The sequence below is a fragment of the Thioclava kandeliae genome (assembly GCF_040297545.1).
GTDB classification, from domain to species: domain Bacteria; phylum Pseudomonadota; class Alphaproteobacteria; order Rhodobacterales; family Rhodobacteraceae; genus Thioclava; species Thioclava kandeliae.
In genome coordinates, this window is the sequence record NZ_JAYWLC010000020.1 from 1 (window position 1) to 20,150 (window position 20,150).

The window sequence follows — 20,150 nt, forward strand, 5'->3', positions numbered from 1 at the left end:
AAACGCATCGCAAACGAGGTCGGCCTGACAAACACTCAAAAACAACCGGTCGAGGCCTGAGGGCCAAAGACTTCAGGGAGGATACAGAATGACACAGGATTTCCAACTTGCAGCCTGCGCTGAGATGCTCTGGCTCGACAAGCCCATCGAGTGGCGGGCGGCGCGCCTGACCGAGCGCGGATTGGGCGTCGGGCTCTGGAACTGGCCGGAACATGATCTGGCCAAGCTCGAGAAGGTCGGCGCCAATTACACCATCATGAATGGCTATATCGAGGGCCGTCTGGCCGATGGCGAGGGGGCCGACAGGCTGCTTGCCTCGGCGCGCGAGACGGTGCAGGTCGGCAAGCGGCTGGGGGTCAGCCGCCTCAACCTGCACGGCACCGGTCTGGGCGATGGCGGCATTCCGATCTGGAAGCACGAGGTCGTCACGGGCGCGATGTGGCTGAAGGCGCGTGAGACGCTCGAGCGGATCTGCGATATGGCGGAGGAGGAGGGTGTCGTCTTCACGCTCGAGAACCTCAATCCGATGGACCATCCGGGCTGTCCGTTCGGATCGACGGCGGATGTTCTGGCGCTTGTCTCTGCGGTAAACCGGCCGCAGCTGAAGATCAATCTCGATCTCTATCATACCCAGATCGGCGAGGGCGACCTGATCCGCTGGTGCGAGAAATGCCTGCCATGGATCGGCGAGGTGCAGGTGGCCGATAATCCGGGCCGCTGCGAGCCGGGAACCGGCGAGATCAATTATGCAGGCGTGGCCAGAGGGTTGCAGGCGATGGGGTATCGCGGGCCTGTCGCAATGGAGGCCTGGGCCAAGGGCGAGAGCGATGCGGCCGTCGACGCCTTTGTCGCAGCCTTCACGCTCTGACAGTCCGCCATCCCCTGACTGGCGCGCGGGTCACCCCGCGCGCTCTTTTTATTGCAGTGGCTGCGCGGGGACTGGTGCCTGCCCGTCATAGCCACCCCAGACCGACTGGTCGAAATGGATCACAGCCCCGCTCATGAGACCGCTATCGGGGGAGGCCAGATAGAGTGCGGCACGCGCGACCTCCTCGGGATCGACCAGTCGACCGAAGGGCAGGTTGGCACGGGCTTTCACTTCCCAGTCGGGATCTCCTGTTTCGGCGATCTGGAGCGCGCGCTCGTGATCGGAGGCCATCCAGCCGATATCGAGCTGGTTGACGCGGATCCGGTTGCGCATCAGCGCGAAGGCCGTGTTGCGTGTGAGCGTGGCCAGTGCACCTTTCGAGGTGGAGTAGGCCGACAGATTGGGCTGGCCCGCATGTTCCGAGGTGGAGCCGATATTCACGATCCGGCCTTCGATCCCCTGATCGATCATCTGGCGCACGACCTCCTGCATCAGGAAGAAGGGCGCACGCACATTGGTGGCAAAGATCGCATCGAAAAGTGCGACATCGGTCGACAGGATCGTGCCGCGATCGGTGAGGGCTGCGGCATTCACCAAAATGTCCACACGCCCGAACCGCGCGCGTGCTTCCTTGACGATCCGCGCGGGCGTTTGCGGGTCCGACAGGTCCGCCGCGATCATCAGCACCGGAATGCCGGTCTCTTGTGTGATACAAGCGGCCACGGCCTCGCCCTTGGCCTGATCGCGCCCGACAATGGCAATCCCTGATGCTCCTGCATGGGCAAAGCAGCGCGCGATCGCAGCGCCCAGTCCCTGCGTGCCGCCTGTCACCAGCGCGATCGCTCCGTCAATTCTGTTCATCGTTTTTTCCCCCCCCCATGGAACGGGCCATGCGCTTCACATGGCCCGTTATGGCTCAGCTTTTGTTCTTCCATACCAGATCGTCCATCATCGCGGCAAAGCGCGCCGTGTCCAGATCCTCCTCCAGGGCATGCAGCATGAGCGCGGCCTGTGATTTCGGCGCAAGCCCGCCAATCGGAGGATTTCTGTCGAGATTGGTGGGGAAGGCATAGCCCTCGGCCGCGGCAGCCACCGCATTGCGGCGGATATCGGGGGCCATGCCCGAGAGTGCGGGATAGAGCGCGCGCACCATCGCGTCGCGATTGACGCTTTCCATCGCACGACCAAAGGCCGAGGAGATCTGGAACAGGTTCACGAGCCGGAACCTGTCTTCGGTCACATTGCGGCCCGCCCCGTGCATCACAGCCGGATTGAAGAAGACCGCATCGCCTTTCTTCAAGGGCAGCTGGACGTGATGCTGCGCGAAATAGTCCTGATAGGGGGCCTCGGTATAGGCCAGATAGCCCTCGAAGAAGAGCTGCGAGAAGGGCAGGAACAGGGTGGGCCCCGTCTCGAGCGGCATATCGCAATGCGCCAGCGCCCCCTGCAGCGTCAGCATCGGCGAGACGTGATGGATATGCGAGGGATAGTCCTCCATGCGCGAGGGCGTCATGAAACCCAGATGGTAATCGCGATGCGCCGTCTGCGCCGCCCCGCCCGGATTGACGCGGTTGACCTGCGCGGTCATCTGGTAATCGGGCCCGATCCATGCCAGCGCCGCCATGGCGAGCGCGCTCGCGCCGTAATAGCGGGCGAAATTCTCGGGGTCGGTAAGGCAGTGTTTCTCGAGGCTGTTCCAGATCCGGTCATTGGCGCCGGGTTTGGCGAAATGGTCGCCGCCGCCCATGGCCGCCGCCTTTTCGTGCGCGATGACCGCATCGAAAACGTCGCTCGCGCGGTCGATGACGGCGTGGTCGGGCACAGCCTGCCGGATCACGATGATCCCCGCCCCGTGTGCAAAGACCCGCGCCCATTCGGCCATCAGATCGCGTCCGGCATCGGTGCTGGTGGCGCAGGTCTCAACGAATGCGCCCTCATAGATCGGTATGTTGCAGACCACCTCGCTGGCACGGGGCACGGTGGCGGGATCGGTGCTCTGCTCGACCTGCGCCCTGAAGGTCGCGAAATCGGCATCCTTTGCGCTAATCCAGACGGGGGGTTGGCGGGTGGCGTGGTGAATGGTCATGGGGTCCTCCTCCTGATGGCCCCAGAGTGTCGTGCAAAAGGTGCAACGGGTAGTTGCCATTCACCTCAAAATCACCTCAAATCGGAAGATGGCCCATCGTTTTACCGTCAAGGAAATCGCGCTTCAGTCGGGGCTCAGCGCCGCCACCGTCGACCGTGCCCTGCATGGGCGGGCGCATCTGCGCGCGCAGACCGCGCAGCGGGTCGCGCAGGCCATCGAGGAGCTGGAGGCGCAGGCCCATGAGGCGCAGGCTCTGGGCACGCGGCTGACCATCGATATCGTGATGCAGGCGCCGCTGCGCTTTACCAATCCGGTGCGTGCGGCCTTCGAGAGCGAGCTGCCGCTGACCAAGCCTGCCGCCATCCGTGCGCGCTTCCATCTGGCCGAGGTGATGACCGAGCGCGAGATCCTCGCCAAGATCGCGGCCATCGCCAAGCGTGGCAGCCATGGGGTGATGGTGAAGCTACCGGCCACGCCTGCCATCGAGGCACAGCTGGATCTGTTGGCCGCCAAGCGCATTCCGGTGGTGAGCTATGTCACCGATCTCGCGCCCGCCCGCCGTCTGGCCTATGTGGGCATGGAGAATGGCCGCGCGGGAGCCAGGGCTGCGTGGTTGATGGCGAAGATGATGGGGCCGGGGCCCGCACGGGTGCTGATCTCGCAATCGAGCCAGATGTTCGAGGGCGAGGAAAGCCGCCGGACGGGGTTTCTGGCCTGTCTGGCGCAGATCGCGCCACAGATGCGCTGCGTCACGCTGTCGGACGGGCAGGGCGTCAACCGGACCACCAGGACGCTCGTGGCGCAGACGCTGGCCGCGCATCCCGACATTTCATGCGTCTATTCCACTGGTGGCGCCAACCGCGCGATACTGGAGGCGTTCGACGAGGCGGGGCGCAGTCCGCAGGTCTTTGCGGCGCATGATCTGGACCGTACCAACGAGACGCTCCTGCGTCAGGGTCGGTTGAGTTTCGTGCTCCATCACAACTTCCGTCTCGATGCGCGGCGGGTGGCACAGCATTTCGCCCGTCATCACCGGATCCTGCCGAAAGGTGTGGAGATCGAGGAGACGGCGATCCAGATCGCGCTGCCCAGCGATTATCTGGATCTCGGCGGGCCGGAGGTCAGCAGCTCTCGCTGATCATGATCCGGAAGGGCAGGGTGCGCTGGATCTGGCGTGCGTTGTCGGGCGCACGGATCGCCTCGTCCATCACATCGATCGAGGCATCGATCATATCCTGCACCGGATGGACCAGAAGCACATCGATCAGTCCGCGCCGAAGCGCGGAGCGCGAGCGCTCGGTCAGTTCGTTGGCGATGACGCGCAGGCGGGGGCCGCGCGGACCTGCCGCTTCAAGGGCGGCGATCACCCCGTCTATGCCGCCGCCTGTCACGAACAGACCGGTCAGATCGGCGCCATATTCTTCCAGCAACTCGGTCATGATGCGCTGTGCCATGCCGTCATTCTCCTGCGTCGAGCGGCTGTCGAGAATGCGATACTGTGCGGGTGCGCCGTTCAGGAAGGCGCGGAAACTGACATTCTGGGATTGCTGGCTGGTATAGCGATGCGAGCCGTCGAGCACCGCGATGGTGCCACCCTCGGGGGCAAGGAGCGACATGAACCATCCCGCGCTACGCCCCAGCTGCCATTCATTGGCTCCCACAAATCCCGCGCGTTCGGGCGCCGAGAGATCGGTGATCAGGGCAAAGACCGGAATGCCGCGGCTCGCAAGCTCGGAGATCGCCTCGCTGATCACCGGATCATCGACCGAGGCACAGGCGATGGCATCGCATTCTTGGGCCAGTTCCATCAGTGCCGAAACCATCAGGTCCGGGTCGGGCGAGGGCACATGACGCACCACAGCACGCATCCGTGGCTGACGCGCGACGCGGCGCAGGGCATGTTCGGCCAGATCGCGGTAGAAGCCCCGCTCGCGCGCGTTGAGGACGAACCCCAGAACGCGTGGCTCGGTGCCGTCATTGAGCTGCGTCCGGATCGCGCCGGTCGCATGGAAATTGATCCGTTCGGCGACAGCTAGAACATGTTCGACGGTGGTCGATTTCACCGACCCCCGACCGCTCAGGATCCGGTCAATGGTGGATTTACTGACATTCGACTCGCGTGCGAGATCTGCAATCGTTGCGCGTTTCATTGTGACTCGGCCATGTGATGGATCAATCGAGCAAGTAGTAAAAATACGCGCGATATGTCAATGTTTCGGCGACATCAGAATTGATAAGCTGCGTATACATCATTTTTCGCCTCAAAATGATGTGTCAGCGTTAGATGTTTAGATGGCCCGAAGAAGTGAAATGACGGCGGTATACAAAACTATACAGTTGAGACCTTGTTGAACGCTCTTCCGCTTTCTACAGAGCGGCCAAAGCTTGGATATCCGGTGTTGCGGGTCCAGTCGCCTGCACCACTTGTCTTCCCCACTGTCGGCTCCCCCCGACGGAAGCGCAAGCCCCTCATGGCTTTGGACCTCTGGCTCCGGTCTGCCACGCCAAAACCGCACCTCACGCCTGCGTGATCTTCGGTGAATGTGCGCTATCTGGCTTGAACGATGCAACCTATAACAGGAGCCAACCGAATGAATCGTCGTGAAGCGCTCTGGTCTCTTGGCGCACTGGCCGCCGGTACGACCACGGTTCTGGCAGGCAAATCCTCCGCTGCCGAACTCTCGGGCTTTCCCGCCCAGACTGCACAAAGTGCGGATCACCTGACGACGCCTGTGCGTCGCGGTGGTGCTATGCAGGTCCTTACGAATGAGACCGACCGCAAGACCGTCACTGCTGTCTTCGACCGCCTGATCCCCGCAGATGATAACGGCCCCTCGGCAAGCGACGCAGGTTGCGTTGATTTCCTGGATGCCCAGCTTGCAGGAGATTACGGTTCGGGCAAGGCACTCTATCTTCAGGGCCCGCTGCGCCCCGAGAACGAAGAGATGCTGATGGGCTCGCCGCAATTCCTGACTTCGCCCCGCGAGCGTTACGAGACGGGTCTGAAGGCACTCGAAGCCTATGCACAGGCCAATGATAACGCAGCCTTCCATGCGCTCTCGCCCGACCGGATCGACGAGATCCTGAGCGGTCTGGAAGCCGGAGAGATCGATCTTGGCGATGACGTCAACGGTCAGGCTTTCTTCGAGCTGATGTTGCAGAACGCCCGCGAAGGCTATCTGGCGGACCCGATCTACGGTGGCAACAAGGATATGGCAGGCTGGAAGATGATCGGCTTCCCCGGCGCGCGCTATGACTACCGCCCCTATATCGACCGCCACAACGAGGATCTGGGGCTGACCACCGTCTCCCTGATCCCGTCGAACTGATCTCGGAAGGTATACTATTATGACGATTGAACGTCCTAAGGCCGATGTGGTCATCGTGGGCCTCGGCTGGGCCGGTTCGGTTATGGCCGAAGAGCTCACCCGCGCAGGTCTGAACGTGGTCGCGATCGAGCGTGGCGCATGGCGCGATACCTCGACCGACTTCCCTCCCGCCGTCGATCCTGACGAGCTGAAATGGCATACCCGCCGTTCCATGCTGCAGCCGATGAGCGTGGAAACCACCACCTTCCGTAACAACTCGGGCCAGACCGCGGCTCCGGTGCGCAACTGGAACGCCTACCAGTTCGGATGGAACGTCGGCGGTGCCGGCACCCACTGGGCAGGGATGTCCTGGCGCTTCACGCCGTGGGACTTCCAGGTCGCGACCCAGACCGCAAAGCGTTACGGTTCGGCCAAGCTGGAAAGCCTGCGCGCCGAGGGCCTGCACCTGCAGGACTGGGGTGTCACCTATGAGGATATGGAACCCTATTACGACCGTTTCGAGCGGATCGCGGGCACCTCGGGCAAGGCTGGCAATATCAAGGGCCAGAAATTCGAGGGTGGTAACGTCTTCGAAGGTCCGCGTTCGCGCGAGTATCCGACGCCTGCGCTGAAAGACAGCGCATGGATGGCAAAATACCGCGAGACCGTGAACGGCATGGGCTACCATCCCTTCACCATTCCCGCCGGTAACCTCAGCCAGGCCTATGTGAACCCGCTGGGCGTCACCATGGGCCCGTGCACCTATTGCGGTTTCTGCGACTTCCACGGCTGTGGCAACTTCTCGAAATCCTCGCCGCAGGCCTGTATCCTGCCGGTGCTGATGCGTCGTCCGAACTTCACCGTTCTGACCGAGACCGAAGTGTTGCATGGCGTGAAGCATGAAGACGGCAAGACCCTGAAAGGCGTGAACTTCGTCACCCGCGAGGGCGAGGAAGGCTTCCAGGAGGCCGATATCGTGGTCTTCACCGCCTATCAGATGGACAACGTCCGCCTGATGCTGCTGAGCCAGGTCGGCACCCAATACGACCCCGAGACCCAGACGGGTACCATCGGTCGTAACTACAACTACCAGACCTGCGCTTCTGTCTCGGGCTTCTTCCCGGGCGCGAAAATGAACCCGTTTGTCGGTGCCGGTGCGCTTGGCGTGCAGATCGATGACTTCAACGGCGATAACTTCGACCATACCGGTCTGAACTTCATCGGCGGTGCGGGCATCATGGGCTATTCGACCGACGGGCGTCCGATCGCCAAGATGAACGGTCTGCGTCCCGGCTCCAAGCGTTGGGGTTCGGAGTGGAAAGAAGCCTATGCGCGCGACTATCAGGAAGCGGGCAACATCTTCGTTCAGGGCACCTCGCAATCGACCCGCGATGCCTATCTGTCGCTCGATCCGACCTATAAGGACCGTCATGGTCAGCCGCTTCTGCGCACGACCTTCGACTGGAACCGCAACGACCGTGACATGGCTGCCTATATGACCGCGAAGGCCAAGGAGATCATGATCGAGGCGGGTGCCGAAGGCATCTCGACCGATAACCAGGCGGCCGAAAGCTGGAATCCCTACAAGCAGCATAGCTCGCACACCATCGGTGGTGCGGTCATGGGTGCGGATCGCTCGACCTCGGCGCTCAACCCCTATCTGCAAAGCTGGGACTGCCATAACCTGTTCGTCGTCGGCGCCTCTGCCTTCCCGAACAATGGCGGCTACAACCCGACCGTGACCGTGGGTGCACTTGCCGTGCGTGCCGCACAGGCAATCCACGAGAAATATGTCAACAATCCCGCACCGCTGGTGGAGGGCTGATCCATGTCGAAATGCAAGAAAATTGGCGTCACGATTGGCGCGATCGTCGTGGTCGGCGCGGTAGTTGCAGGCGGTTGGGCGTATAATACGCTCAACACGCAGCGCTCCTCGGTGGCGGATGACAAAGTGGCATTGGCCGATTTCCATTCGGATGACAAAGACGCCATCACGCGTGGTGAGTATGTCATGCGTATGGGCGATTGCGCGGCCTGCCACACCAAAGGCCAAGGCGATTTCGCCGGTGGCTACAAGATCGAGACGCCCTTCGGCACGCTCGTCTCCTCGAACATCACCCCCGATGCCGATACCGGTATCGGCAAGATGACCGAGCGGGATTTCTTCAACGCCGTCCGTCAGGGCATCGGCTCGCATGGTCTCCTCTATCCGGCTATGCCCTATACCGCCTATGCCAAGCTGAGCGATGCGGACATGCATGATCTCTGGGCCTATATGTCCACGATCAAGCCGGTGAAGAATGATATCGACGAGAATGGCGGTATGAGCTTCCCGTTCAATATCCGCCTAGCGATGGCTGGCTGGGATATGCTGTTCTTCGACAATAACGGCTTCGAGCCGGATACGTCCAAGGACGAGGCATGGAACCGCGGCAAATACCTTGTGGATGGCCCCGGCCACTGCTCGGCCTGCCACAGCCCGCGTAACCTCCTGAGCGCCGAGAAATCGGACGAGTATCTCTGGGGTGCGCCGCTGGAAGGCTACCATGCAGCCGATCTGACCTCGAATGACGCGGTCGGCCTTGGGCAGCATTCGCCCGAGGAGATCGCCGAATATCTGCGCACGGGCATCAACAGCCTCGGGGCTGCCGGTGGTCCGATGGCCGAAGCGGTCGAGCATTCGCTGCAATACATGACCGAAGATGATGCGATGGCGATGGCCACCTATCTGAAATCGGTTCCGGCCTCGACCAACAAAGCCGCCGAACCGATGGATCTGGGCGATGCCAAATCCGCGTTGGCCGACACATATGAAGTCAACTGCTCGGCCTGCCATGGTCTTGACGGTGAAGGCATCGACGGGATGATCCCCGCCTTTGCAAGCAATACCGGCTTCCAGTCGGATGATGCGGCCAGCATGATCCACGCGATGCTGGTGGGGGCCCGCGCGCCCTATACCCAGTATCGTCAGACAGCGGCGGGCATGCCCTCCTTCGCGTGGAAGTTCAACGACCAGCAGATCGCGGATATCCTGAACTATGTCCGCAACAGCTGGGGCAATGGCGCCAAGCCCGTCTCGGTCGATCAGGTCACCGAGATGCGCAAGGAGCTGGATGCCGCCCAGCCGCGTCGCGCCAACTAAGCGACCAGCACCAGAACGTTGAAAGGCGCGGAGCATGTCTCCGCGCCTTTTTCATTGGTGCTCCGGCCTTCGCATAGATCTGGCCGATGGCCCCTATCGCGCGTCCTGATTGGCGCTGTGCCGCATTCCGTGTTTCCCTTTGGCGAAAGCTAGGGGAAAGGCGCGGATATGGATGGCAGGACACAGCTTGGCGGGATCGACAAGGAGCGCCTCTGGGCGGATCTGATGACCTTGGGTGCCATCGGTGGCACAGCGGCGGGTGGCTCGATGCGCGGTGCGCTCAGCTCGGCTGACCGCGAGGGGCGCGCACTCTTTGCCCATTGGGCAAGGGAGGCGGGGCTCGCGCTGCGTGTGGACCGGATCGGCAATATGTTTGCCCGCCGCGAGGGGCGCAATCCGCAGGCGGCCCCTGTCGTGATTGGCAGCCATCTCGACACCCAGCTTCCGGGGGGGAAGTTCGACGGGCCTCTGGGGGTGCTTGCGGGGCTTGCGGTGTGTCGTGCGCTCGATGCGGCAGGGACTGTCACGGCCCGCCCGATCGAGGTGGTGAACTGGACCAATGAGGAAGGCGCGCGGTTCCAGCCGGGCGTGATGGGATCGGCGGTCTATACCGGCGCGCTGGATCTGACGCAGGCGCTCTCGCGGACCGATCCGACGGGTGCGAGCGTTGAGGGCGAACTGGCACGGATCGGCGCGGCAGGCACGACCCCCGTGCCGGGCGCTGTGCCGCACAGCTATTTCGAGCTGCATATCGAGCAGGGGCCGGAGCTGGAAGAGGCGGGCCTCGACATCGCGATGGTCACGCGCTCCTCGGCCATGTGCTCGGGCTATGCCACGATCCGTGGCGAGAACGGCCATACCCAGACGCTGGCCATGTCCAAACGGCGCAATGCGCTGACCGCGGCAGCGAAGCTGGTGCTGGCGATTGATGCGATCGGTGCCAGTATCGAACCTCATGGGATGGTCAGCGCCTCGGTCATCGAGAACTGGCCCAATAACCGCGTAAACATCCCGCATCTGAGCAAGCTGTCTTGGGCGATCGTGGGGTTTGATCCGGCAATCCGCGAGGCAACCGTTGCGCGGATCGAGGCCGCCTGCGCCGGGATCGCGACCGAGACGGGGCTGGTGATCGAACTGGATCACCGCCATTACCGCGAGCCCTGCCTCTTTGACGAGGCTCTGATCGGCAAGGGGCTGGAGGCCGCCGCGACCCGCGGATATGCCGCCACCCGGATGCCCACACTGACCGCCCATGATGCGCTGAGTTTCTGCGCACTTTGCCCCACTGCGCTGGTTTTTGTGCCCTGCGAGGGCGGGATCTCGCATAGCGAGGCCGAATGGTGCAGCCCCGATCAGGCGGCGAAAGGGGCGGATATCTTGCTGGATCTGGTGCAGGAGGCGGCTGAGTCCGAGTGATGGATTAAGCGCAGTCAGCCCCGAGCGCTGCCTCTTCGTTAAGCAGATCCGTTTTCGGCGCTGATTGCCCTCGGGTTGTATACAGGATCCCCTTGACCGGAGTGCCGCTCTTTGGCGCCCTTGAGCATATTGCAGGCTCTGGTGCTACCGCGCCGGAGCAGAAGGGGGTTTTCCGGATGAAAGATATCGGCTTTTCGCATCTCGACTGGAACCTGCTGCGCAGTTTCGTCACCATCGCGCAATCCAGTTCGATTACCGATGCCGCGCAGCGGCTGTGCCTGACCCAGCCCGCCGTCTCGGGCAGCCTCAAGCGGCTCGAGGAACAGGTGGGCTACCGGCTGATCGAGCGGTCCTCGACCATGTTCGAGCTGACCGAGGCCGGCCGTGCGCTATTGGGCGAGGCGCTCGAGATCACAGCCACCGTCTCGCGGCTGCCTGCCTCTCTGGGCGAGGCCGAGAAAGTGTTGAGTGGAGACGCGACCATCGTTCTGGCCTCGCATGTGGAAAGCCCCGATTTCGATGCAGCCCTGGCAACCTTCCATCAGCGCCACCCTCAGGTGCGGCTGACGCTTCAGGTCGAGGCCTCGCGCGAGGGGCTGGCCATGGTCGCGGCCAAACGCGCTGATATGGGCGTTTGTGTCGTGGGTGATAGTAATAATATGCAGCTCGATTATACATTGCTCTTTCAGGAACATTTCGGGCTCTATTGCGGTCCGACCCATCCGCTTTTCGGGCGCGAGGGCCTGTCGGTCAGCGATCTCGAGGGGTTTTCCTCGGTGGGCTATCTTGCCGAAAGCAGCAACCGTGCGCTCCACGAACTGACGGCGCTGCGCCAGCGCTGCGGGCTCAACCCCGATCTGGTAGGGCGCTCGCATAATCTCGAGGAGATCAAGCGCATGGTGATTGCGGGCTTCGGTATCGGCCCGTTGCCCGTGCATGTGGTCGAGCGCGACTGCGCGGCAGGCAGGCTCTGGCGGCTGCCGCCCTATGAAAGCACCCCGCAGGCGGGGGTCTATTTTGTAACACAGCCAGCCCCGCTGCGTTCACGCATCGCCGAGGAATTGCACCGCATCTTCACCGAACAGGTCGAGACCCGTCCTCCCGAGGATCGTGTCTATGGCCGTTCCGTCCTGTGATCAGGGCCTTTTACGACCGGCCCATAACCGCATCCGATCCCCCATAGCGCAGACTAATGGGACGGATCGCCCGATATAATTCGACAACGCGGATGGGCCATCGCAAGCTTTCTTCCAGGGTGACGCCCATCGCCCTGACAGCAATTCGGGAATGACCCTCGGGGACAGGTGCGTATGTGCCGCCCCTATTTAAGGCCGGACCACACGGCCATATCAACAGGAAGGTCCAAACCATGATTTATTCTACTGCGCTCCGCCGAGGAGCGTTGGCGCTATCGCTTTGCCTGAGCGCCGGTGTTGCTACCGCGCAGGATATCCCCGTCGAGGGTGGACGTCTCGATCTGGTCGTGCAGCCCGAACCGCCCAGCCTCTTTATCGGCATTACTACCAATGGTCCGAGCCTTCTGGTGGCGGGTTCGATCTATGAAGGCCTCTTGCGTTATAATGACAAACTCGAGCCGATGCCCTCTCTGGCCGAGAGCTGGGAGGTCTCCGATGACGCGTTGACCTATACGTTCCATCTGCGTCAGGGCGTGAAATTCTCGGATGGCGAACCCTTCTCGTCGAAGGACGCGATGTTCACCTTCACCAAGCTTCTCCCCGAGACCAACCCGAAATGGCGCGAGGTCATGCGCCATGTCGAGACTATCGATGCTCCCGATGACCATACGGTGGTCTTCAAGCTGAATGCGCCCTATGGTCCGTTCATCCGGTCCTTCGCCTATACGCTGGCGCCGATGATCCCTGCCCATCTCTACGAGGGCACCGATTTCGCCAAGAACCCCAATAACGACAACCCCGTGGGCACCGGTCCGTTCGAGCTGAAGGAATGGAAAAAGGGCGCCTATATCGATCTGGTGAAAAACCCCGATTACTGGGCGGCGGGCAAGCCGCATCTGGATGAGGTCGTCTATCACGTTGTCCCCGATGCCGCCTCGCGTGCAACCGCCTTCGAGACCCGCACCGTTTCGGTCCTGCCGGGGGGCTCGGTGGAAAACTTCGACATTCCGCGTCTGGCCAAGGAAGAGGGCGTGTGCACCACCGAGAAGGGATGGGAATATAACGCGCCCATGTCCTTCCTGTGGCTCAATAATCGAACCGCGCCGATGGATAACGTGAAGTTCCGTCAGGCGGTCATGTATGCGCTCAACCGCCCCCTGATGCAGAAAGTCGTCTGGAATGGCTATGGCAAGGTGGCCAGCGGCCCGATTACCTCGACCATCCCCTTCTATGACAAGGTCGATCCGCAATATGACTACGATCCGAAAAAGGCCAAAGAGCTCCTGAAGGAGATCGGCTATGACGGCAAGCCGCTGCGCCTGTTGCCGCTGCCTTACGGTGAGACGTGGCAACGCTGGGCCGAGGTGGTGAAACAGAACCTCTCGGCGGTCGGTATTCCGGTCGAGATCGAATCCACCGATGTGGCGGGCTGGAACCAGAAGACCTCGCAATGGGATTACGATATCGCCTTTACCTATCTCTACGAGAATGGCGATCCGGCTCTGGGGGTTGCGCGTAACTACATCACGAGCCAGATCACAAAGGGCAATCCCTTTGCCAATGTCGAGGGCTATTCCAATGCCGATATCGACAAATGGTTCGATGAGGCGGCGGTCGCGGCAAGTGACGACGAGCGTCAGGCGCTTTACACCAAGATCCAGACCAAGCTGCAGGAAGATGTGCCGGTGGCATGGCTGCAGGAGCTCAGCTTCCCCACGCTTTATGATTGCAAGGTCCATGATCTGGTGAATACCGGCCTCGGTATTGGCAATTCGCTGGGCGACACCTGGATCGAGAAGTAACATATTTGCCGGGCGCCACGCGCGCCCGGACCCCCCCCCCCGACCAAAACGAGCCTCCCTCTCATGCTACGTTTCCTGATCGGGCGCGTGGTGAAGATCGTGATCATCCTCTTCGCCATTACCGTCCTGAATTTCTGTCTGATCCATATGGCCCCCGGCGATCCCGCGCTGGTAATGGCGGGCGAGGCCGGTGACGCCGACCCGCAATTCATCGAGGACCTGCGCCGCCAGTTCGGGCTGGACCAGCCGTTCTATGTGCAGCTCTGGACCTATCTGGCGCATTTCGCGCAAGGCGATCTGGGCTATTCCTACCGCCAGCAGGCGAGCGTCGCCTCGCTGATCCTCGATCGGCTGCCGGCCACGCTGATCCTGTCGATCTCGGCCTTCGTCATTTCGCTGGCCTTCGGTGTGTTGGCAGGTGTGGTGGCCGCAGCCCGTCAGGGTCGCTGGTCCGACAGCATCATCTCCACCGTCGCGCTTTTGTTCTATGCCACGCCGCTCTTCTGGATGGCGCTGATGGCGGTGCTGCTTTTCTCTGTTAATTTCGGCTGGTTTCCGGCCTTCGGTTACGAGACGGCGGCATCAAACTACACGGGTCTCGCCCGCGCATGGGATATCGCCCAACACCTCGTGCTGCCTGCGGTGACGCTGGGGCTGTTCTTCATGGCGACCTATGTGCGTATCACCCGCGCCTCGATGCTCGAGGTCAACCGGCTCGATTTCGTGAAAACCGCCCGCGCCAAGGGGCTGAAGTCTTCGGTGATCCAGCGCCGCCATGTGCTGCGCAACGCGATCCTGCCGGTGGTGACGCTTGCGGGTCTGCATGCGGGCCAGTTGGTCGGCGGCGCGGTGCTGATCGAGACGGTCTTTGCCTGGCCCGGCATCGGGCGGCTGATGTTCGAGGCGCTCCAGAGCCGCGATTACAACCTGCTTCTGGGCGTGTTCACCGTCTCGGCGGCGCTGGTGCTGCTGTTCAACCTCTTCACCGATCTCGTCTACCGCGTGGTCGATCCGCGTATCCGGCTGGCCTGAAGGAGCATGCGATGAAAGATTTCTGGAAAGCCTATGCAAGCAATCGCGGCGCGGTTGTGGGGCTCGTCATTCTGGCCGTGGTGCTGCTGGGTTCGATCCTTGCGCCCTTCCTCTTTCCGACCTCGCCCTGGGATATGGTCAACATGCCCTTCGTGGCGCCGTTCCAGGACCAGATGACGCCTCTGGGCACCGATACTCTGGGCCGTGATATCGCCTCGGGGCTGGCGCATGGGGCCTATGTGTCGCTGCTGGTGGGGGTGATCTCCACAGTGGTCAGTCTGGCCATCGGTATCCCGATCGGGGCGCTGGCGGGCTATTTCGGCGGCTGGGTGGATGATGTCCTCTCGCGCATCACCGAGTTCTTCCAAGTGATCCCTTCCTTCGCCTTTGCCGTGGTGCTGGTGGCGATCTTCGAGCCCTCGATCTGGTCGATCATCACCGCCATCGCCCTTGTCAGCTGGCCGCCCGTGGCGCGTCTCTTGCGCGGCGAGGTCATGGCGCTGCGCCACCGGGAGTTTATCGAGGCCGCGCAGCTTTCGGGCCAGTCGGGTCTGACCATCATCCGCCGCCAGATTCTGCCCAACACCATCTCTCCGGTAATCGTGCTGGCCTCGATGATGGTGGCCACCGCGATCCTGACGGAAAGCGCTCTGGATTTCATGGGCTTGGGAGATCCGAATATCATGAGCTGGGGCTATATCATCGGCGCGGGGCGGACCGTGCTCAATCAGGCTTGGTGGATCAGCTTCTTCCCCGGAGTGGCAATCCTGCTGACGGTTCTGGCCTTCAACTTGATCGGCGAGGGCCTCAACGACGCCCTCAACCCGCGCCTTGCCAAAAGGAGAGCGTGATGCTGGATGCAACCATGACCAAACCTGCGGTGCGCATCGAGGGGCTGAAGATCGCGCTGCCCGAAGGGGCCGACCGTCTCTATGCGGTGGACCGCGTGAGCTTCGATCTCTGGCCCGGGAAGATCCTGTGCGTGGTGGGCGAAAGCGGTTCTGGCAAATCGATGTCGGCCAATGCGCTGATGGGGCTCCTGCCCGAGGGGCTGCGCGTCAATGATGGTCGCATCCGGCTGGGCGATCAGGATCTTGTGGGTGTCACCGAGGCCGAAATGCGCGCTCTGCGCGGTAAGCGCGTCGCGATGATCTTTCAGGAACCGATGTCGGCGCTCAATCCGCTGATGCGGATCGAAGATCAGATTGCGGAGGTCTTCGAGGCGCATGGCCTCTTGCGGCCCTCCGAGCGTCGTGCCCGTGCGCTGGATCTGCTGACCGAGGTGGGTCTGCCCGACCCCAAACGCGCAGCGAGGGCCTATCCGCACCAGCTCTCGGGCGGGCAGCGTCAGCGGGTGGTGATCGCCATGGCGCTGGCCCTCGAGCCGGAGGTTCTGGTGGCAGACGAGCCCACCACCGCGCTCGATGTGACCACGCAGGCGCAGATCCTTGAGCTCATCCGCAACCTCCAGCAAAGCCGCAACATGGCGGTGATGTTCATCACCCATGATTTCGGCGTGGTGGCGGAGATCGCCGATTATGTGACGGTGATGAAACTGGGCCGCGTGGTCGAGGAAGGCCCCGCCGAGAAGGTTCTCCACCACCCCGAGCACCCCTATACGATCGGGCTGATCGATGCGATCCCGAAGCTGCGCGCAGGACGGGCAGCATGCCCCGAACGCCCGCCCCTGATGCAGGTGGAAGGCGCGTGCAAGACCTATCGCACAGGCGGCGGCATGTTCCGCAAGGCCCGTGTGGTCGAGGCGGTGAAGGATATCACCGTCACCATCGGACGCGGTGAAACCCTTGGGATTGTTGGTGAAAGCGGTTCGGGGAAATCCTCTCTGGGCCGCTGCCTGGTGAAGCTGCAGGATTTGGATGCGGGCCGGATGGTGCTGGACGGGCAGGATATGACCCATGCCACAGGCCCCGCATTGCAAGAGCTGCGCGCCCGTGTGCAGATGATCTTTCAGGACCCGTTTTCCTCGCTCAACCCGCGTATCCGCGTGGGGCAGACGATTGCCGATGGCCCCATCGCCCATGGCACGCCGCCCAAACAGGCTTTGGCCGAGGCCGAGGCGCTTCTGGCCCGCGTGGGCCTTCCCGGATCGGCGAAACGCTTCCCGCATGAATTCTCGGGCGGGCAGCGCCAGCGGATCGGGATTGCCCGTGCGCTCGCGCTGAAACCCGAGATCATCGTGGCCGATGAGGCGGTCTCGGCGCTTGATGTGTCGATTCAGGCGCAGGTGCTGGAGCTGCTGGAAGAGCTCAAACGCGAGCTGGGCCTCAGCCTTGTGTTCATCACCCATGATCTGCGCGTGGCCGCCCAGATCTGTGATAGGGTGATGGTCATGCAAAAGGGCCGTTGCGTCGAGATCGGGCCGGGCGCGCAAGTGTTCGACGCCCCCCAGCACCCCTACACACGCTCTCTGATCGAGGCCATTCCCGGCAAGGACTGGGATCTGGCCTTCAGCTGAAATCTTATGGCGCTAAGGCGCCGGAACCAAGGACGACAAAGATGTCTCAATCGAAAACCATTGCGCCCAATTCCATCGAGGCCCGCGATATTGCCTATCAGTTCCACCCCTCGGTCGATTTGCGGGTCTATGAGGAAAAAGGCGGGCTGATCATCGACCGTGGCGAGGGCATCTATGTCTTCGACCAGTCGGGCAAGCGCTATATCGAGGGGCTTGCAGGGCTCTGGTCGGTGGCTGTGGGCTTCAACGAGAAGCGTCTGGCCGATGTGGCCTATGCGCAGATGCAGAAACTGCCCTATTACCACAGCTTCAACTACAAGGCGCATGGCCCTTCGGTCGATCTGGCGGAGAAACTTGTGCAGATCTCGCCCGCGCATCTAACGAAGGTGCATTTCACCTCCTCGGGATCCGAGGCCAATGATCTGGTCGTGAAGATGATCTGGTATCGCTCGAATGCGCTGGGTCTGCCCGAGAAGAAGAAGATCATCGGGCGGGTGAAGGGCTATCACGGGGTGACGATCGCGGCAGGCTCGGTCACCGGTATTCCGGCCAATCACGGCAGCTTCGATCTGCCGCTCGACCGGATGATCCATACGCTCACGCCCGATTATCCGCGCGACCATCTGGACGGCGAGACCGAAGAGCAATTCTCTGCCCGTATGGCGGAGGCGCTCGAAGAGCTGATCCTGAAAGAAGGCCCCGAGACGATTGCCGCCATGTTTGGCGAGCCGGTGATGGGCGCAGGTGGCGTGATCGTGCCGCCCGAAGGCTATTGGGAGGCCATTCAGGCGGTTTTGCGCAAATATGACATCCTTCTGGTGGCCGATGAGGTCATCTGCGGCTTTGGCCGGACGGGGAAGATGTTTGCCTGCGAGACCTTCGGGATCACTCCCGATGTGATGGTGACCTCGAAGCAGATCTCCTCGTCCTATATGCCGCTTTCCGCGATCCTGATGAGCGATGAGTTCTACAATCCCATCGCGGATGAAAGCCACCGTCTGGGCGTGTTCGGCCATGGCTATACCGCCTCGGGCCACCCCGTTGCCACGGCTGTGGGCCTCGAGAATATCAAGATCATCGAGGAACGCGATCTGGTGGGCAATGCCGCCCGCCTTGAAGGCCAGTTTCTGGCAGGATTGAAGGCGCTCGAGAGCCATCCGATGGCGCTCTGGTCGCGCGGTCTGGGGCTGATCGGCGCACTCGAGCTGAAGGGCACGGAGAAAGTTGGCCAGATGGGTCAGGCGGCGCAAGCCTGCCTGCTGGAAGAAGGGCTGATCGTGCGGGCCATCGGGGATGCGATCTGCTTGTGCCCGCCGATGATCATTACCGCCGAGCAGGTGGACGAGATGATGGCGGCGATGAAACGCGCGCTGGATGCGCTGGCCGAGACCGATCTGGCCCGCAGCGTGCTTGAGGAGGCGTAACATTATGGATGTGATCGACAAAACCGATCTGGGCGAGATGAGCGCCACCGAACTGACCCGCGCTTATGCGGCCAAAGAGGCGTCGCCCGTCGAGGCGGTGCAGGCCGCGCTCGACCGGATCGAACGGTTTGACGGCGACGTCAACGCCTTCGTCTATGTGGTGGCCGAGGAGGCGCTGTCCGAGGCGCGCGCCTCGGAGGCCCGCTGGGCCAAAGGCGAGCCGCTCTCGCCCATCGACGGGGTGCCTGCCACCATCAAGGAACTCACCCGCGTGAAGGGCATTCCGTTCCGCAAGGGCTCGGTTCTGGGTGAGAAGGACCCGTCTCCGACCGATCTGGAGATCGTCACCAAGCTGCGTCAGGCAGGCACGCCGATCCTTGGCACCACCGCCTCGCCGGAATTCGGCTGGAAAGGTCTGACCCATGGACCAGAGGGCGGCAACACACTCAATCCGTGGAACACCGCGCGTGCCTCGGGGGGCTCTTCGGGCGGTGCGGCCGTGGCTGCGGCGCTCAATATGGGCGTGCTGCATGAGGGCTCGGACGGGGCGGGCTCGATCCGTATCCCTTCGTCCTTCTGCGGGGTCTTCGGGATCAAGCCGACCTTCGGCTGGGTGCCTTCGACCGCACCCACAGGCCTTTTCGAGCTTGCCCATCGTGGTCCGCTGACCCGCACCGTCGAGGATAGCGGGCTGTTTCTCAATGCGGTGTCCGGCCCTTCGGTGAATGCGCTTTATGGCCGCTCGCCCAAGGATGTGCCCGATTTCGCCGCCGCCACACGCCGCTCGATCAAGGGGATGCGTATCGCCTATGCCCGCACGCTGGATGGCGCGCCCGTGGCCCCTGCCGTGGCCGAGGCCGTCGACCGTGCCGCGAGGGCCATGGCCGATCTGGGCGCGATTGTCGAAGAAGCCGATCCCGGTTTTGCCAGCCCTCAGCAGGCGCTTCTGGATCTGTGGTATGCCGCTCAGGCCTGGGCGGTCGAGCAGGTCAACCCTAGCCCCGAGCAGATCGCCAGAATGGATCCCGGTTTCGTATCGATCACCGAACAGGGCCGCCTCCTGAGCGCGCGCGATTTCATCGCTGCCGATCAGGTCCGCGCCCAGCTGAAGGTGACCATGGCCAAGTTCCATGAACGCTATGATGCGCTGATGCTGCCCACCATGCCGCTGACCGCCTTTGAGGCGGGTGTCGATGTGCCGCCCGGCTCGGGGATGACGGAATGGACCGACTGGTCGCCTTTCACCTATCCGTTCAACATGACCGAGCAGCCTGCCGTATCGGTCAATTGCGGCTTCGATGCCGATGGCCTGCCGATCGGGTTGCAATTCGTGGGCCGCTGGTTCGAGGACGAGGTGGTGCTGGCGTTGGCGGCTGCCTATCAGTCCGCTCATCCGACACCATTTGTGAGCGCGCCGCGAAGCTGATAGCTCTTGGCCCGTCCCGATGCGGGGCGGGCCG

At 62.4% G+C, this 20,150-nt stretch carries 16 protein-coding genes; 13 read left to right on the forward strand and 3 right to left on the reverse strand.

The features are described 5' to 3' along the window. Positions 1-88: 88 nt before the first annotated feature. Positions 89-868 carry a TIM barrel protein gene (locus tag VSX56_RS17240; protein WP_339115252.1) on the forward strand — a complete coding sequence of 260 codons (780 nt, stop codon included), beginning with the start codon at positions 89-91 and terminating at the stop codon, positions 866-868. Positions 869-916: 48 nt separating this feature from the next. Here VSX56_RS17240 and VSX56_RS17245 read toward each other — a convergent pair whose 3' ends face one another. Further along, complete coding sequence (locus VSX56_RS17245) at positions 917-1,729, reverse strand: SDR family oxidoreductase (RefSeq protein WP_350938884.1); 813 nt, start codon at positions 1,727-1,729, stop codon at positions 917-919. 55 nt (positions 1,730-1,784) lie between these two features. Beyond that, positions 1,785-2,954, reverse strand: coding sequence for a phytanoyl-CoA dioxygenase family protein (locus VSX56_RS17250; protein WP_350938886.1), 1,170 nt, complete (start codon positions 2,952-2,954; stop codon positions 1,785-1,787). Positions 2,955-3,042: 88 nt separating this feature from the next. Between VSX56_RS17250 and VSX56_RS17255 the strand changes: the two genes are divergently transcribed. Further along, complete coding sequence (locus VSX56_RS17255; RefSeq protein ID WP_339115249.1) at positions 3,043-4,092, forward strand: LacI family DNA-binding transcriptional regulator; 1,050 nt, start codon at positions 3,043-3,045, stop codon at positions 4,090-4,092. Here VSX56_RS17255 and VSX56_RS17260 read toward each other — a convergent pair. After that, positions 4,076-5,104, reverse strand: a complete 1,029-nt coding sequence (locus VSX56_RS17260; RefSeq protein ID WP_339115248.1) for a LacI family DNA-binding transcriptional regulator — start codon at positions 5,102-5,104, stop codon at positions 4,076-4,078. The genes VSX56_RS17255 and VSX56_RS17260 overlap by 17 nt on opposite strands. A gap of 441 nt (positions 5,105-5,545) precedes the next feature. Between VSX56_RS17260 and VSX56_RS17265 the strand changes: the two genes are divergently transcribed. The 11 genes from VSX56_RS17265 (at position 5,546) to VSX56_RS17315 (ending at position 20,116) form a co-directional block, all read left to right on the forward strand. After that, entirely contained in the window at positions 5,546-6,283 is a 738-nt protein-coding gene (locus tag VSX56_RS17265) for a gluconate 2-dehydrogenase subunit 3 family protein (RefSeq protein WP_339115247.1), read from the forward strand. Between the two features lie 19 nt (positions 6,284-6,302). Further along, positions 6,303-8,087: a GMC family oxidoreductase gene (locus VSX56_RS17270; protein ID WP_350938889.1), complete on the forward strand. Its 1,785-nt coding sequence runs from the start codon at positions 6,303-6,305 to the stop codon at positions 8,085-8,087. Positions 8,088-8,090: 3 nt separating this feature from the next. Then, entirely contained in the window at positions 8,091-9,404 is a 1,314-nt protein-coding gene (locus tag VSX56_RS17275) for a c-type cytochrome (RefSeq protein WP_339115245.1), read from the forward strand. A gap of 168 nt (positions 9,405-9,572) precedes the next feature. Next, the gene (locus VSX56_RS17280; RefSeq protein ID WP_350938891.1) at positions 9,573-10,820 is read left to right on the forward strand and encodes a Zn-dependent hydrolase; all 1,248 of its coding nucleotides are present in this window, start codon (positions 9,573-9,575) and stop codon (positions 10,818-10,820) included. A 176-nt stretch (positions 10,821-10,996) separates the two neighbouring features. Beyond that, entirely contained in the window at positions 10,997-11,956 is a 960-nt protein-coding gene (locus VSX56_RS17285; protein ID WP_350938893.1) for a LysR family transcriptional regulator, read from the forward strand. Positions 11,957-12,189: 233 nt separating this feature from the next. Beyond that, complete coding sequence (locus tag VSX56_RS17290; RefSeq protein WP_350938895.1) at positions 12,190-13,758, forward strand: ABC transporter substrate-binding protein; 1,569 nt, start codon at positions 12,190-12,192, stop codon at positions 13,756-13,758. 63 nt (positions 13,759-13,821) lie between these two features. Beyond that, positions 13,822-14,790: an ABC transporter permease gene (locus VSX56_RS17295; protein ID WP_350938897.1), complete on the forward strand. Its 969-nt coding sequence runs from the start codon at positions 13,822-13,824 to the stop codon at positions 14,788-14,790. 11 nt (positions 14,791-14,801) lie between these two features. Next, on the forward strand, positions 14,802-15,641 hold the full coding sequence (locus tag VSX56_RS17300) for an ABC transporter permease (RefSeq protein WP_350938899.1): 840 nt from the start codon (positions 14,802-14,804) through the stop codon (positions 15,639-15,641). Continuing rightward, entirely contained in the window at positions 15,641-17,266 is a 1,626-nt protein-coding gene (locus VSX56_RS17305; protein ID WP_350938901.1) for an ABC transporter ATP-binding protein, read from the forward strand. The genes VSX56_RS17300 and VSX56_RS17305 overlap by 1 nt, the downstream gene beginning before the upstream one ends. Before the next feature lie 41 nt (positions 17,267-17,307). Further along, entirely contained in the window at positions 17,308-18,690 is a 1,383-nt protein-coding gene (locus tag VSX56_RS17310) for an aspartate aminotransferase family protein (RefSeq protein ID WP_350938903.1), read from the forward strand. Between the two features lie 4 nt (positions 18,691-18,694). Beyond that, positions 18,695-20,116, forward strand: a complete 1,422-nt coding sequence (locus VSX56_RS17315) for an amidase (protein ID WP_350938905.1) — start codon at positions 18,695-18,697, stop codon at positions 20,114-20,116. Positions 20,117-20,150 lie beyond the last annotated feature (34 nt).